Genomic DNA, 15,343 nt, shown 5'->3' on the forward strand with positions numbered 1-15,343 from the left:
GAGTCCCGGATGCCTACCTACAACCCACCCGTACGCGACATGCAGTTCGTGCTGCACGAAGTGCTCAACGTCGCCGACGAACTCAAGGCGCTGCCGGCCCATGCCGAGACCGATGCCGACACGATCAACGCGGTGATCGAAGAAGCCGGCAAGTTCGCCGCCGAGGTGACTTTTCCGCTCAACATCAGCGGCGACGAAGAGGGCTGCACACTCGACAAGACCACGCACGAAGTCAAGACGCCCAAGGGCTTCAAGGACGCCTATGCCAGGTACGTCGAAGGCGGCTGGCCCGCGCTGTCGTGCGACCCGGCCTTCGGCGGCCAGGGCCTGCCCTTCGTGGTGAACCAGTGCCTGTTCGAAATGCTCAACAGCGCCAACCAGGCCTGGACCATGTACCCCGGCCTCTCGCACGGCGCCTACGAGGCGCTGGTGGCCCACGGCACCGAAGAACAAAAGAAGACCTACCTGCCCAAGCTCACGAGCGGCGAATGGACCGGCACCATGTGCCTGACCGAACCGCACTGCGGCACCGACCTGGGCCTCCTGCGCACCAAGGCCGAACCCCAGCCCGACGGCAGTTACCGCATCACCGGCAGCAAGATCTTCATCTCGGCCGGCGAGCACGACATGACGGACAACATCATTCACCTGGTGCTGGCCCGCCTGCCCGATGCGCCCAAGGGCAGCAAGGGCATCAGCCTGTTCGTGGTGCCGAAGTACAAGGTCAAGGCCGACGGCTCGCTCGGCGAGCGCAACCCGATCTTCTGCGCCGGCCTCGAGCACAAGATGGGCATCCACGGCAACGCCACCGCGCAGATCGTGATCGAAGGCGCCATCGGCTCGCTGGTGGGCGAGCCCAACAAGGGCCTGCAGGCCATGTTCGTGATGATGAATGCCGCGCGCCTGGGCGTGGGCAATCAGTCGCTCGGTCTGACCGAAGTGGCTTACCAGAATGCGCTGGCCTACGCCAAGGACCGCATCCAGATGCGTTCGCTCTCGGGCGTGAAGGCCAAGGACAAGGAAGCCGACCCCATCATCGTGCACCCCGACGTGCGCAAGATGCTGCTCACGGCCAAGGCGTACGCCGAAGGCGGCCGCGCGCTGCAGATCTTCTGCACGCTGCTGCTCGACAAGGAACACCACCACCCGGATGAGAAGGTGCGCAAGGACTCGGGCGAACTGGTGGCGCTGCTCACGCCCATCGTCAAGGCCTTCATCACCGACAACGGCCACATCGCGACCAACGCCTGCATGCAGGTGTTCGGCGGCCATGGCTTCATCAAGGAATGGGGCATGGAGCAGTTCGTGCGCGACAACCGCATCAACATGATCTACGAAGGCACCAACACCATCCAGTCGCTGGACCTGCTGGGCCGCAAGGTGCTGGGCAACAACGGCGCGTCGCTCAAGAAGTTCGGCAAACTGGTTGCGAAGCTGGTGGAGGAAGAGGGCGTGAACGAGAAGATGGCCGAGTTCATCAACCCCATCGCGGGCCTGGGCGACCAGCTCACCAAGTTCACGACCGAGATCGGCTTCAAGGGCTTCCAGAACCCGGACGAAGTGGGCGCCGCCGCGGTCGACTACCTGCGCGTGGCCGGCCACTTCGTGTTCGGCTACCTGTTCGCCCGCATGGCGCAGGTCGCGCTGCGCGAGATCGCGAGCGGCAACACCGATCCGTTCTACGTCGCCAAGCTGCAGACCGCGCGCTTCTACTTCGCCAAGCTGTTCCCCGAGACCGCGACGCTGATGCGCACCGCACGTGCCGGCAGCAAGGTGCTGATGGATACCGATGCGGCGCTGGCCTGAGGCCGCTGTCCTTCTTCTTCACCGTCCAACCGGAAGCCGCCCATGAAATCGACGCTTGCAGCCATCGTTCTCGCCGCCACCGCCGTCATGGCCACGGCCCAGACCACGCCGGTGGGGCTGTGGCGCAACGTCGACGACAAGACGGGCGAGGCCAAGGCCGAGATCCGCATCGGTGAAACCAACGGCGCGCTCATCGGCCGCATCGAGAAGTCGCTGAAGAAGGACGCCAAGCCCGATGCGATCTGCGACGAATGCAGCGATGACCGCAAGGGCAAGCCCATCACCGGGCTCGACATCATCCGCGGCGGCAAGAAGGCCGAAGGCAAGGACGTCTGGGAAGGCGGCAAGATCCTCGACCCCGAGAACGGCAAGGAATACCGCGCGAGCTTCACGCCGATCGACGGTGGCAAGAAGCTCGAAGTGCGCGGCTACCTGGGCCCTTTCTGGCGCACCCAGACCTGGAATCGTGCCCAGTAGACCGCCGCGTTTTCAATCCAAGAAATACCAATCAACATGTCCCGATTCCAAGTGAAGAAAGTCGCCGTGCTCGGCGCCGGCGTGATGGGTGCGCAGATTGCGGCCCACCTCGTCAACGTGCGCGTGCCTGTCGTGCTGTTCGACCTGGCGGCCAAGGAAGGGCCGAAGAACGGCATCGTCTCGCGCGCCATCGACAACCTCAAAAAGCTCAAGCCCGCGCCGCTCGGGGACGTGGCCGATGCGGTGCTCATCGAGCAAGCCAACTACGACGACGACCTCGCCAAACTCGGCGAGTGCGACCTCGTCATCGAGGCCATTGCCGAGCGCATGGACTGGAAGCTCGATCTCTACAAGAAGATTGCGCCGCACGTGGCCAGGCATTCGATCCTGGCGTCGAACACCTCGGGCCTGTCGATCACCAAGCTGAGCGAGGCGTTGCCCGAAGCGCTGAAGCCGCGCTTCTGCGGCATTCACTTCTTCAACCCGCCGCGCTACATGTTCCTGGTGGAGCTGATCAACACGCCCACCACCGAGCCGCAGGTGCTCGACGATCTCGAGGCCTTCGTCACCAGCACGCTCGGCAAGGGCGTGGTGCGCGCGCACGACACGCCCAACTTCATCGCCAACCGCGTCGGCATTGCCGGCATGCTGGCCACGCTGAAGGAAGTCGAAAAGTTCGGCCTCACGCCCGACGTGGTGGACGACCTCACCGGCAAGAAGCTGGGCCGCGCGAGCTCGGGCACCTTCCGCACCGCCGACGTGGTGGGCCTGGACACCATGGCGCACGTCGTGAAGACGCTGCAGGACAACCTGAATGCAGAGACCGATCCGTTCTACGCCAACTTCGCGACGCCGCCGGTGCTCGCGAAGCTGCTCGAGATGGGCAACCTCGGCCAGAAGACCAAGGCCGGTTTCTTCAAGAAGGTCGGCCGCGACATCCTGCGCTTCGACCTGAAGAGCGGCGAGTACGTGCCCGCCGGCGCCAAGGCCGACGAGGTGTACGGCCGCATGTTGAAGAAGCCCGCGGGCGAGCGCCTGAAGCTCTTGCGCGAGAGCGAAGGGCCGCAAGGCCAGTTCCTCTGGGCGATCTTGCGCGACAGCTTCCACTACGCGGCCGTGCACCTGGCGACCATTGCCGAAAGCGCGCGCGACGTGGATTTCGCGATGCGCTGGGGCTTCGGCATGAAGCAGGGTCCATTCGAACTCTGGCAGGAAGCCGGCTGGGCGCAGGTTGCCAAGTGGGTGCAGGAAGACATCGACGCCGGCAAGGCGTTGAGTACGGTGCCGCTGCCCAAGTGGGTGTTCGAGGGCGCCGTGGCCAAGGCCGGCGGCGTGCACACGCCTGAAGGTTCGTGGAGCGCGTCGCAAGGCCAGTTCGTTCCGCAGCGCAAGCTGCCGGTGCATGAGCGCCAGCTCTTCCCCGAGAGCGTGCTCGGCGCGGACGCGGCCGATGCCAACACCGCGGGCACGACGATCAGCGACGAAGGCGATGTGCGCGTGTGGACGCTCGATGGCGAGGTGCTCATCGCGAGCATCCATTCGAAGATGCATGCGATCAGCCCCGATGTGGCCGAAGCGCTGGGCGCCGCGGTCGACCTGGCCGAGGCTGAATACAAGGGCCTGGTGATCTGGTCGCCCGACGAGATGTTCTCGGTCGGCGCCGACCTGCAGGCAATGCTGCCGGCCTTCGTGGTCGCGGGCATCGGTGCGGTCGAAGGCGCGGAAGAAGAACTGCAGAACGTGATGCTCAAGATCCGCTACGCGAGCGTGCCGGTGGTTTCCGCCGTGCGCGGCATGGCGCTGGGCGGCGGCTGCGAGCTGGCTGTGCATTCGGCCAAGCGTGTCGCGGCAATGGAAAGCTACATCGGCCTGGTCGAAGTCGGCGTGGGCCTGATCCCTGGCGCGGGCGGCCTGACGTACATCGCTCGCCGCGCCGCGGAGAACGCAGCGGCCTCCACAGGCAGCGACCTGCTGCCTTTCCTGACGGAAGGCTTCACCGCCGCGGCGATGGCCAAGGTCGGCACCGGCGCGCTCGATTCGAAGAAGCTCGGCTATCTGCAGGACAGCGACCTGATCGTGCCGAACAAGGACGAGCTGCTCTACGTGGCGCTGCAGCAGGCCAAGGCCATGGCCGACGCCGGCTACCGCCCGCCGCTGCGCCGCACATTCCGCGTGGCGGGTCGCAGCGGCGCCGCAACGATCAAGGGCCAGCTCGTGAACATGCGCGACGGCGGCCTCATCAGCGCGCACGACTTCCACATCGCGAGCCTGATCGCGAGCGTGGTGACCGGCGGCGACGTGGACGCGGGTTCGCTCGTGACCGAGGAATACCTGATGGCGCTGGAGCGCAAGGCGTTCTGCTCGCTCATCGTGCATCCCAAGACGCAGGAGCGGATCATGGGGATGCTGAGCACGGGGAAGCCGGTGCGCAACTGACCAGGCCCAGAGCATGAAAGAGGACGCCGGCATGTCTGGTCCCCTCTCCCGCGAGCGGGAGAGGGCTCGGGTGAGGGCGAGAGCATTGCGCGAAGCCCCCACAGACGCCGAGTCCCTCCTCCGGTACCACCTGCGCGACCGCCGCCTTGCCAATTTCAAGTTTCGTCGTCAACGTCCGATCGGTCCGTACTTCGCAGACTTTGCATGCCTCGAAGCGAAGCTGGTCGTTGAACTGGACGGCGGGCAGCACGTGGAAGCTGCTGGCTGCGACGAGAACCGGACTCGCTTCATCGAAGCCCAGGGCTACCGCGTCCTCCGGTTCTGGAACAACGAAGTGCTGACGCAGACGGATGCTGTTCGCGAACGGACTCTGCAGGCGCTGCAGGAAGACAACCCTCACCCCAGCCCTCTCCCGCAAGCGGGAGAGGGAGCAAGACAAGACACCAGGAATCTCAAGCCATGAAACAAGTCCAAGACGCCTACATCGTCTCCGCCACCCGCACCCCCATCGGCAAGTCGCACCGCGGCTACTTCCGCAACTACCGTCCCGACGACCTGCTCGCGACCACGCTGAAGGCCGCGCTCGCCGCCGTGCCGGGCCTCGACCCCAAGGCCATCGAGGACATCATCTGCGGCTGCGCGATCCCCGAATCGCAGCAGGGCCTGAACGTCGCGCGCATCGGCGCGGTGCTCGCGGGCCTGCCGACCAGCATCGGCGGCATCACCGTGAACCGCTTCTGCGCCTCGGGGCTTTCGGCCGTGCAGATGGCGGCGGACCGCATCCGCGTGGGCGAGGCCGACGTGATGATCGCGGCCGGCGTCGAGAGCATGAGCATGGTGCCCATGATGGGCAACTCGCCTTCGCTGTCGCCCTCCATCTTCGAACGCGAAGGCGATGTCGGCATTGCCTACGGCATGGGCCTCACGGCCGAGAAGGTCGCGCAGCAGTGGAAGGTGAGCCGCGAGGCGCAGGACGAATTCGCGCTCGCCTCGCACCAGAAGGCGCTGGCCGCGCAGAAGGCCGGCAAGTTCGCGGATGAGATCACGCCCATCGAGGTGACCGACCGCACGCCGGACCTCACCACCGGCGAATCGATTGCCAAGACCCGCACCGTCAACCTCGACGAAGGCGCGCGCCCCGACACCAGCCTCGAAGGCCTGGCGAAGCTGCGCACCGTGTTCGCCGCGCGCGGCACCGTCACGGCCGGCAACAGCTCGCAGACTTCCGACGGCGCGGGCGCGCTGATCCTCGCGAGCGAGAAGGCCGTGAAGCAATACGGCCTCACGCCGCTCGCACGCTTCGTGAGTTTCGCGAGCAAGGGCGTGCCGCCGCACATCATGGGCATCGGCCCGATCGAAGCCATTCCGGCCGCGCTGCGCTATGCAGGCCTCAAGCACGAGGACATCGACTGGTTCGAGCTCAACGAAGCCTTCGCCGCGCAGTCGCTCGCGGTGATCAACACGCTGGGGCTCGACCCGAGCAAGGTCAACCCGATGGGCGGCGCGATTGCGCTGGGTCATCCGCTCGGCGCGACGGGCGCGATCCGCGCGGCCACGGTGGTGCATGCGCTGCGTCGCGAGAACCTGAAGTACGGCATGGTCACGATGTGCGTAGGCATGGGGCAGGGCGCCGCAGGCATCTTCGAGCGCGTCTAGCGGCGCGGCTACTGCGCGGGCGATCTGCGGCGTTGCGGGGCCCGTCGGGAAACCCTCACGACCTTGAAGGTCGCTCCGGTTTCCCGCCACCCGCGCCTTGCATCTCATCCCGCTCGCTACGCCGGCAAGGTTGCGGTCGATGGTTCAAGAAAACGAAGGAGACAACTTCATGCAGACGCAGCAGATCCCGGTCGACAACGGCGTGCAACTGGCGGTTCGCCGCTACGAGCCCGCCGGCGCACCGCGCGCCAGCATCGTGATCGGCGGCGCGATGGGCGTGCGCCAGTCGTTCTACGAACCCTTCGCGCAGTGGCTCGCGCAGCAGGGCCTGCGCGTCTGGACCTTCGACTACCGCGGCTCGGGCGATTCGCGCAACGGCGCCTCGCTGCGCGGCTTCGAGGCCGACCTGTTCGACTGGGCGCGCGACTACGAAGCGGTGATCGACGCCGCCAAGGCCGCGCAGCCCGCGCAGCCGCTCTATCTCCTCGGCCACAGCCTGGGCGCACAGCTGCCGGGTTTCCTGCAGCGGCCCGAGCAGGTGGACGGCCTCGTCAGCATCGCAGCCGGCAGCGGCTACTGGCGCGAGAACGCGCCGAAGCTCCGGCGCAGCATCCTTTACTTCTGGTTCGTTCTCGTGCCGCTGGCCACGCGGCTGTGCGGCTACTTTCCGGGCCGCCGGCTGAAGAAGGTCGGCGACTTGCCGCGCGGCGTGATCCTGCAGTGGCGGCGCTGGTGCCTCCATCCGCGCTACAGCGTGGGTGCCGAAGGCGAAATCGCCCTGCAGAGCTACGGGCGCGTGCGCTTCCCGGTGCTCGCGCTGTCCATCACCGACGACGAACTCATGACGCTCGCCGGCACCGAAAGCCTGCTGAGCCTCTATGCCGGCGCGCCGCGCGCCGTGGAGCGCATTGCGCCCGCCGACGTGCAGGCGCGGCGCATCGGGCACTTCGGCTTCTTCCGAGAACAGTTCAGCCGGAGCCTGTGGCCGAGCACGGTCGACAAACTGCACCGGCTGGCCGCGCTTACCGCAGTGCAGCACGCCGACGTCCCGCACACGACTGCGTGACGCCATCCTCCGGAGGCACACTGCAAGCACCATGAGCACGCAACACCCCTTCGACAAAGCCCTGGCCCTGCACCACAGCGACATCCGCGTGGGCCACTTCACCGGTGCCACGAGCCCGGACTACTGGAACATGGTGGGCCCGTTCGGCGGCGCCACCGCAGCCATTGCACTGCAGTCGGTGATGCAGCATCCGGATGTGCTGGGCACGCCGATCGCGCTGACCGTCAACTTTGCGGCCGCGCTGGAGGCCGGCGCATTCGACGTGCAGGCCACGGCGGTACGCACCAACCGCTCGACGCAGCACTGGACCGTGCAGATCACGCAGCCTGGCGCAGGCGGCGCGCCGAACATGACCACCACTGCCACCGTGGTGACGGCCGCGCGCCGCGAGACCTGGAGCCAGAGCGACATGCCGATGCCCGAGGCGCCCAGGCCCGGGACGGTCGAGCGCCTGAGCGTCGGCCCGGCCGGCGTGGCCTGGCTCGACCAGTACGAGATGCGCCTGTTCGGCGGCAGCATTCCCGCGAAGTGGGACGCGAGCCTGCACCACAGCGAAAGCCGGCTCTGGCTGCGCGACGCGCAGGCGCGGCCGCTCGACCTTGCTTCGCTGGCCGCCATGAGCGACGTGTTCTATCCACGCGTCTGGCTGCGGCGCGCCAAGCATGTGCCGGCGGGCACGGTGTCGATCACCACGTATTTCCATGCCGGCCCGGCGCAGTTGGCCGAGGTCGGCACGGGCTACCTGCTGGGCCGCGCGGTGGGGCAGCAGTTCTTCAACGGCTTCTTCGACCAGACGGCGCATCTGTGGAGCGAGCAGGGCGTGTTGCTCGCCACCTCGAACCAGATCGTCTACTACAAAGAATAGCGATCGATGACTTCCATGCAAAAGACCGCACTCATCGTCGGCGCCGGCGACGCCACCGGCGGCGCCATCGCCCGCCGTTTCGCGCGCGAGGGCTATGCCGCCTGCGTCACGCGCCGCAGCCTCGACAAGCTGCAGCCACTGGTCGCGCAGATCGAGGCCACGGGCGGCCGCGCCCATGCCTTTGCCTGCGATGCGCGCAAGGAAGAGGAAGTGGTGGCGCTCGTCGAGCAGATCGAATCGACCATCGGGCCGATCGAGGTGATGGTGTTCAACATCGGTGCCAACGTGCCCGAGAGCATCCTGGCCGAGACCGCGCGCAAGTACTTCAAGGTGTGGGAGATGGCCTGCTTCTCGGGCTTTCTCAACGGGCGCGAGGTGGCCAGGCGCATGGTAGCGCGCGAGATGCCGAAGAGCGGGCATCGCGGCACGATCATCTTCACGGGCGCCACGGCGTCGCTGCGCGGCGCGGCCAACTTCGGCGCGTTTTCGGGTGCCAAGATGGCGTTGCGCGCGCTGGCCCAGTCGATGGCGCGCGAGCTCGGGCCACAGGGCATTCACGTGGCGCACGTGGTGGTCGACGGCGCCATCGACACCGAGTTCATCCGCAGCAATTTCCCCGAGCGCTATGCGCTGAAGGACAGCGACGGCATCCTGAACCCCGAGCACATCGCCGACAGCTACTGGATGCTGCACTCGCAGCCGCGCGACGCCTGGACGCATGAGCTCGATCTGCGGCCGTGGTCCGAGAAGTTCTGAGATGACTTCGTACTGTTCTTCGATTCGTCGTGTGGTGCCTGCTGATCCAGGGCGCGCTCCCGCCGACGGGGTACGCGGCGAAGCGAATGTCCTCCGGCTTGCGGCCTCCCCCTTGATTTCGCTGCGCAAGGCACCCCATCGACGGGCGCGTTGGACAGCGCGGTCGTTGATCGCAAGATCAATAGCAGCGTGCCCTGTGCACGCGCCCTGAACAACAGCGCCAAGAACGACAGCACCCCATAAGGAGACCCCAATGACAAAGACAGTCGAGTTCTATTTCGACTTCGGCAGCCCCGCCGCCTACCTCGCCGCCACGCAGTTGCCACACGTGTGCGCCGACACCGGCGCCGAGCTGGTGTGGAAACCCATGCTGCTCGGCGGCGTGTTCCAGGCCACTGGCAACCGTTCGCCGGCCGAGGTCGTCCCCAAGGGCCCCTACATGACCATCGACCTGAAGCGCTTCGCCAGGCGCTACGGCGTGCCCTTTGTGCACAACCCGCACTTCCCCATCAACACGCTGCTGCTGATGCGCGGTGCGACAGGCCTCCAGATGAAGGAGCCGGCGCGCCTCGGCGCGTATGTCGATGCAGTCTTCCACGCGATGTGGGTCGAGCCGAAGAACATGAACGACCCGGCCACCGTGGCCGCCGTCTTGCAAAATGCGGGCTTCGACGCCACCGCCTTGCTCGCACTGGCCGGCACGCAGGAAGTGAAAGACCGGCTGAGGGCCGTCACGCAGGAAGCGGTGGCGCGCGGTGTGTTCGGCGCGCCCACCATGTTCGTCGGCGACCAGATGTTCTGGGGCCAGGACCGCCTGGATTTCGTGCGCGAAGCCCTCGACGCCTGACTACTGCGCCGCCATCCAAATAAACCGTTTCATCCAAGGACCATTCCCATGAGCGACATCCTCGTCCACACCGAAGCCGGTGTGATGACCCTCACCTTCAACCGCGTCGACAAGAAGAATTCGATCACCAGCGCCATGTACGGCGAGCTCGCCGATGCACTGGCCGCGGCCGAGGGCGATGCGGCCGTGCGCTGCGTGCTGATCCAGGGCGACCCCACCATCTTCAGCGCGGGCAACGACATCGGCGACTTCCTCAACGCGCCGCCCGCCGGCAAGGACTCGCCGGTGTTCCGCTTCCTGCGCGGCATCGCGACCTTTCCGAAGCCCGTCGTCGCAGCCGTCTGCGGCCCGGCCGTGGGCATCGGCACCACGATGCTGTTCCATTGCGACCTGGTCTACGCGGGCGACAACGCGGCGTTCTCGATGCCCTTCGTGAACCTGGGCCTGTGCCCCGAGGCGGCATCGAGCCTGCTGGTGCCGCAGATGCTGGGCTACCACCGCGCGGCCGAGGCGCTGCTGCTGGGCGAGCCCTTCATGGCCGAGGCCGCGCTCGAAGTGGGCTTGGTCAACCGCATCGTGCCGCCGACCGAAGCCAATGCCATCGCGCAGGTGCAGGCCCGCAAGCTCGCGGCCAAGCCGCTGAGCGCGCTGGTCGAGACCAAGCGCCTGCTGAAGAAGGCGCAGATGCCCGCGGTGCTCGAACGCATGGACGAAGAAGGCGCGAGCTTCGGCCGCATGCTGCGCGAACCCGCTGCGCGCGAGGCCTTCGGCGCCTTCATGGAGAAACGCAAGCCCGATTTCTCGAAGGTCTGAGGCGCGCTGCACGCTTGCCCGCAGACGGTGCATGCGTACACTGCTGCCGTGCAAGTTTTCGAGACAAGATCGCCGGCAATGCCCACCCAGTGCGCGAATGATGCTACTGAAAAAGTAGCAATCGACGCGGCGCGCAGGCGTACTTTAGGCCTGCTTGCAGGCACTCTGGCCGCGCCTTCGCTGGCTTTTTCCCGTGTGCGGCCGCTGCGCATCGGCATCATCGGTTCCTGGTCCGGCCCCTATGCCGCCGGTGGGCGGCAGTTCGATGCCGGCATGTCGGTCTGGCTTGCCGCCCACAGCCAGCGCATCGCGGGGCGCCCGGTCGAGCTGCTGCGCCGCGACGTGCCCGGCAGCGCGCCCGAGCAGGCGCGCCGCCAGGCCCAGGACCTGGTGGAGGGCGAGCGCGTGGACCTGCTCGCGGGGCTGGACTTCAGCTCCAACGCCTATGCCGTGGGCGCCGTGGCCACGCAGGCCAAGGTGCCTCTCCTGGTGATGAATGCGGCTTCCTCGGGCATCACGGCGCGCTGCCCGTTCGCGGTGCGGGTGTCCTTCACCATCGCGCAGGTCACGATGCCGCTGGCGCGCTGGGCGATCCAGCAAGGACTGCGCGATGTCTGCACGGTGGTGGCCGACTACGCCTCGGGCGTCGATGCCGAAAGCGCTTTCGTCTCGGCCATCACCGCAGGCGGTGGCCGCATCGGCGCGATGCTGCGCGTGCCGCTCAATACGCTGGACTATTCGGCCTACATGCTGCGGCTGCGCCAGCTCAGGCCGCAGGCGGTGTTCTTCTTCCTGCCTTCGGGCCAGATGCCGGCGACCTTCCTCAAGTTCTGGCGCGACCGCGGCATGGCCGACACCGGCATCCGCCTGCTCGCGACCGGCGACGCCACCGACGACCACTACCTCGAAGGCATCGGCGAGCTGGCCGATGGCCTGGTGACCAGCCACCACTACTCGTTTGCCCACGAGTCGGCGGCCAACCGCCGCTTCACCGGCGTCTTCGAGACCGAGTACGGCAGCCATCTGCGGCCCGGCTATTTCGCGGTGGCGGCGCACGATGCGCTCGCGGCCGCCGACGCCGCGATGAGTTCGCCGGCCGCGCGCGGCGGCGCGAGCGCAGAACAGCTGGTGAATGCTTTCCGGGGCCTCCGGCTCGAGAGTCCGCGCGGCCCGATCGAGATCGACGCCCACACCCGGGACATCGTGCAGGCCGTCTACATCCGCCGCACCGAAAGGCTCGACGGGCGCTGGATCAACCGCGAGTTCGAACGCTTCGAGCGGGTGCGCGACCCGGCGCTGTGAGCGCGCTCAGGGCTGCTGCTCGATGGGCCGGGGCCGGCCGTTGTCGTCGATGGCCACGTAGGTGAAGGTGGCCTGCGTCACCTTGATGTATTCGCCCTGGGCCCGGAAGCGCTCGGCAAAGACCTCGACCGTGACCGTGACCGAGGTGCGGCCGATGCGCACCAGCTTCGAATAGAACGAGAGGATGTCGCCCAGCCGCACCGGCTGCTTGAAGATGAATTCGTTGACCGCCACGGTGGCCTGGCGGCCCTTGGCATAGCGCGCCGGAATGACCGAACCCGCCAGGTCGCACTGCGCCATGACCCAGCCGCCGAAGATGTCGCCATTGGCGTTGCAGTCGGCCGGCATCGGAATGACCTTGAGCACCAGCTCCATGTCGGTGGGCAGGCTCTTGAGGGTTGCGGCAGCGGCGGTGCTGGAAATATCGGACATGGGCACAATCTGGAACAAACAAAGCAACCACGATTGTCCCTCATGCGCCGCAGCGGCGAAGCCCTACCTCCCCCCTCCCACACCGCCACCGGCCATGCGCCGGCGCGCAGCGACCGCTCCGACTGGGCGACGCTGCGCCGCCTTTTTCCCTATCTCTGGCAGTACAAGTGGCGGGTGATCGCCGCGCTCGGCTTCATGGTGGGCGCCAAGGTGGCCAACGTGGGCGTGCCGGTGCTGCTCAAGAACCTGATCGACACGATGACGCCCAAGCCGGACATGGCCCAGGCGCTGCTGATCGTGCCCATCGGGCTCCTGCTGGCCTACGGGCTGCTGCGTTTTTCGACCGCGCTCTTCGGCGAGCTGCGCGAGCTGATCTTCGCCAAGGCCACCGAGGGCACGGCGCGGCAGATCGCGCTGGAGGTGTTCGGCCACCTGCATTCGCTGAGCCTGCGCTTCCACCTGGAGCGCCAGACCGGCGGCATGACGCGCGACATCGAGCGCGGCACGCGCGGCGTGCATTCGCTCATTTCGATGTCGCTCTACAGCATCGTGCCGACCATCATCGAGCTGGCGCTGGTGCTCACCATCCTGGGCGTGAAGTTCGATTCGCTGTTCGTCTGGATCACGGGCGTGGCGCTGGTGCTCTACATCACCTTCACGGTCACGGTGACCGAGTGGCGCACCCAGTTCCGCAAGACCATGAACGAGCTCGACTCGATGGCCCAGAGCCGCGCGGTCGACTCGCTGCTGAACTACGAAACCGTCAAGTACTTCAACAACGAGGAGTTCGAGGCGAAGCGCTACGACGCCAGCCTGGACCGCTACCGCAAGGCCGCCATCAAGAGCCAGCGCACGCTGAGCATGCTCAACACCGGCCAGCAGCTGATCATCGCAGCCAGCCTGGTGCTGATGCTCTGGCGCGCCACCTCGGGTGTGGTCGAGGGGCGCATGACGCTGGGCGACCTGGTGATGGTCAACGCCTTCATGATCCAGCTCTACATTCCGCTCAACTTCCTGGGCGTGATCTACCGCGAGATCAAGCAGAGCCTGACCGACCTCGACAAGATGTTCGTGCTGATGGAAAAGGAGCGCGAGGTGCGCGATGCGCCCGGGGCGCAGCCGCTCGCGGGCGTCGACTCCACGGTCCGCTTCGAGGACGTGAGCTTTGCCTACGAGCCCGACCGGCCCATCCTCAAGCACGTGAGCTTCGAGATCCCGGCCGGCAAGACGGTGGCCGTGGTCGGCCCCTCGGGTTCGGGCAAGTCGACGCTCGCGCGGCTGCTCTATCGCTTCTACGACATACAGCAGGGCCGCATCACCATCGGCGGCCAGGACATCCGCGACGTGCAGCAGTCGAGCGTGCGCCGCGCGATCGGCATCGTGCCCCAGGACACGGTGCTGTTCAACGACACGGTCGAATACAACATTGCCTACGGCCGCCCCGGTGCGACCCGCGAAGAGGTGGAAGGCGCGGCCCGCGCAGCGCGCATCCACGACTTCATCTCGGCCACGCCCAAGGGCTATGAAACCACCGTGGGCGAGCGCGGCCTCAAGTTGTCGGGTGGAGAGAAGCAGCGCGTGGCCATTGCACGCACGTTGCTCAAGAACCCGCCGATCGTGATCTTCGACGAGGCCACCTCGGCGCTCGACTCGGCCAACGAGCGCGCCATCCAGTCGGAGCTCAGGAGCGCCGCGCAGGACAAGACCACGCTGGTCATCGCGCACCGCCTGTCGACGGTGGTCGACGCGCACGAGATCCTGGTGCTCGAAGCCGGCGTGATCGTCGAGCGCGGCACGCATGCCGAGCTGCTCGCCAAACAGGGCCGCTATGCGCAGATGTGGGCTTTGCAGAAGAGCGAAGCAACACCGCTGATGTAGCTCGATCATTCATTTTTTCAATTCGATCCAGGAGTTCAGACGTGTCGACCAAGATTCCCCTGCTGGTGCTCAACAGCCTTTCGAGCGCCCACCAGGCCCAGATTGCCGAGGTCTATGACATGACCTATGCCTTCGATCCCGCCGCGCGCGCCGCCGCCATTGCCGAGCACGGCCGGAAATTCCGCGCGGTGCTGACCATCGGCGTGATCGGCATCACGCCCGAAGAGATTGCGGCCATGCCGGCGCTCGAGCTGGTCTGCTGCATGGGCGCGGGCTACGAGGGCGTGCCGCTCGAAGTGACCCGTGCGCGCGGCATCGCCACCGCCAATGGCGCGGGCACCAACGACGACTGCGTGGCCGACCATGCCTTCGGCCTCCTGATCGGCATCGTTCGCGGCTTCCGCCAGCTCGACCGGCTGTGCCGCGAGGGCGTGTGGCGCGAGGAAATCCCGCAGCCGCCGAACGTGTCGGGCAAGAAGCTCGGCATCCTGGGGCTCGGCACCATCGGCCAGAAGATCGCCAAGCGCGCGGCCGCGTTCGACATGGAGATCGGCTATCACAACCGCAAGCCGCGCGAAGGCGCAGCGCACCGCTACTTCGACGACCTGAAGCCGCTGGCCGCCTGGGCCGACTTCCTGGTGCTGGCCGCGCCGGGCGGGCCTGCCACGCGCCACCTCGTGAATGCCGAGGTACTCGACGCGCTCGGGCCGCAGGGCTATCTGGTCAGCATCGGGCGCGGCAGCGTGGTCGACACCGAGGCGCTGGCCGCAGCGCTGCGCGAGAACCGCATCGCGGGCGCGGGCCTCGACGTGTACGAGAGCGAGCCCAGGCGGCCCGAACCGCTGATCGGACTCGACAACGTGCTGCTCACGCCGCACATGGCGGGCTGGTCGCCCGAGGCCACGCAGAAGTCGGTCGACCATTTCCTTGCGAATGCCGAAGGGCACTTTGCGGGGCGCGGCGTGGTGACACCGATCTGAAGGTCTTGCTCCTCCCCCGGCAGGGGAGG

General features: G+C 66.9%; 14 protein-coding genes. 13 read left to right on the plus strand and 1 reads right to left on the minus strand.

Annotated elements, in window-relative coordinates; all coding sequences use genetic code 11:
* Window positions 1-9 precede the first annotated feature (9 nt).
* The 11 genes from VAPA_RS04305 (at window position 10) to VAPA_RS04355 (ending at window position 12,024) form a co-directional block, all read left to right on the plus strand.
* Window positions 10-1,806, plus strand: a complete 1,797-nt coding sequence (locus VAPA_RS04305; RefSeq protein ID WP_021005541.1) for an acyl-CoA dehydrogenase C-terminal domain-containing protein — start codon at window positions 10-12, stop codon at window positions 1,804-1,806.
* 42 nt (window positions 1,807-1,848) lie between these two features.
* The gene (locus tag VAPA_RS04310) at window positions 1,849-2,283 is read left to right on the plus strand and encodes a DUF2147 domain-containing protein (RefSeq protein ID WP_021005542.1); all 435 of its coding nucleotides are present in this window, start codon (window positions 1,849-1,851) and stop codon (window positions 2,281-2,283) included.
* A 36-nt stretch (window positions 2,284-2,319) separates the two neighbouring features.
* Window positions 2,320-4,719 (plus strand): 3-hydroxyacyl-CoA dehydrogenase/enoyl-CoA hydratase family protein, encoded by a 2,400-nt coding sequence (locus VAPA_RS04315; protein ID WP_021005543.1) that lies wholly within the window; start codon window positions 2,320-2,322, stop codon window positions 4,717-4,719.
* Window positions 4,720-4,732: 13 nt separating this feature from the next.
* Window positions 4,733-5,182 carry an endonuclease domain-containing protein gene (locus VAPA_RS04320; RefSeq protein WP_230558964.1) on the plus strand — a complete coding sequence of 150 codons (450 nt, stop codon included), beginning with the start codon at window positions 4,733-4,735 and terminating at the stop codon, window positions 5,180-5,182.
* The gene (locus VAPA_RS04325) at window positions 5,179-6,375 is read left to right on the plus strand and encodes an acetyl-CoA C-acyltransferase (RefSeq protein ID WP_021005545.1); all 1,197 of its coding nucleotides are present in this window, start codon (window positions 5,179-5,181) and stop codon (window positions 6,373-6,375) included. Before VAPA_RS04320 ends, VAPA_RS04325 begins: the two co-directional genes overlap by 4 nt.
* Before the next feature lie 169 nt (window positions 6,376-6,544).
* On the plus strand, window positions 6,545-7,441 hold the full coding sequence (locus VAPA_RS04330; RefSeq protein WP_021005546.1) for an alpha/beta hydrolase family protein: 897 nt from the start codon (window positions 6,545-6,547) through the stop codon (window positions 7,439-7,441).
* Between the two features lie 31 nt (window positions 7,442-7,472).
* Entirely contained in the window at window positions 7,473-8,306 is an 834-nt protein-coding gene (locus VAPA_RS04335; RefSeq protein WP_021005547.1) for an acyl-CoA thioesterase, read from the plus strand.
* A 6-nt stretch (window positions 8,307-8,312) separates the two neighbouring features.
* Window positions 8,313-9,062, plus strand: a complete 750-nt coding sequence (locus VAPA_RS04340) for an SDR family oxidoreductase (protein WP_021005548.1) — start codon at window positions 8,313-8,315, stop codon at window positions 9,060-9,062.
* Window positions 9,063-9,315: 253 nt separating this feature from the next.
* Window positions 9,316-9,909 (plus strand): 2-hydroxychromene-2-carboxylate isomerase, encoded by a 594-nt coding sequence (locus tag VAPA_RS04345; protein WP_021005549.1) that lies wholly within the window; start codon window positions 9,316-9,318, stop codon window positions 9,907-9,909.
* Window positions 9,910-9,957: 48 nt separating this feature from the next.
* Window positions 9,958-10,722: an enoyl-CoA hydratase gene (locus tag VAPA_RS04350; RefSeq protein WP_021005550.1), complete on the plus strand. Its 765-nt coding sequence runs from the start codon at window positions 9,958-9,960 to the stop codon at window positions 10,720-10,722.
* 195 nt (window positions 10,723-10,917) lie between these two features.
* A complete protein-coding gene (locus tag VAPA_RS04355) occupies window positions 10,918-12,024 on the plus strand; it encodes an ABC transporter substrate-binding protein (RefSeq protein ID WP_021005551.1) in 1,107 nt (368 codons plus the stop codon).
* A 6-nt stretch (window positions 12,025-12,030) separates the two neighbouring features.
* On the opposite strand, the gene VAPA_RS04360 is transcribed toward VAPA_RS04355, so the two are convergent.
* Window positions 12,031-12,456, minus strand: coding sequence for an acyl-CoA thioesterase (locus tag VAPA_RS04360; RefSeq protein ID WP_012745975.1), 426 nt, complete (start codon window positions 12,454-12,456; stop codon window positions 12,031-12,033).
* 42 nt (window positions 12,457-12,498) lie between these two features.
* Here VAPA_RS04360 and VAPA_RS04365 point away from each other — a divergent pair, with 42 nt between their 5' ends.
* Both VAPA_RS04365 and VAPA_RS04370 read left to right on the plus strand, forming a co-directional pair.
* Window positions 12,499-14,334 carry an ABCB family ABC transporter ATP-binding protein/permease gene (locus VAPA_RS04365; RefSeq protein WP_021005552.1) on the plus strand — a complete coding sequence of 612 codons (1,836 nt, stop codon included), beginning with the start codon at window positions 12,499-12,501 and terminating at the stop codon, window positions 14,332-14,334.
* Window positions 14,335-14,375: 41 nt separating this feature from the next.
* Window positions 14,376-15,314, plus strand: a complete 939-nt coding sequence (locus VAPA_RS04370; protein WP_021005553.1) for a 2-hydroxyacid dehydrogenase — start codon at window positions 14,376-14,378, stop codon at window positions 15,312-15,314.
* The last annotated feature ends 29 nt before the right edge of the window (window positions 15,315-15,343 follow it).

Source organism: Variovorax paradoxus B4 (assembly GCF_000463015.1).
In the GTDB taxonomy this organism is placed as follows: Bacteria; Pseudomonadota; Gammaproteobacteria; order Burkholderiales; family Burkholderiaceae_C; genus Variovorax; species Variovorax paradoxus_E.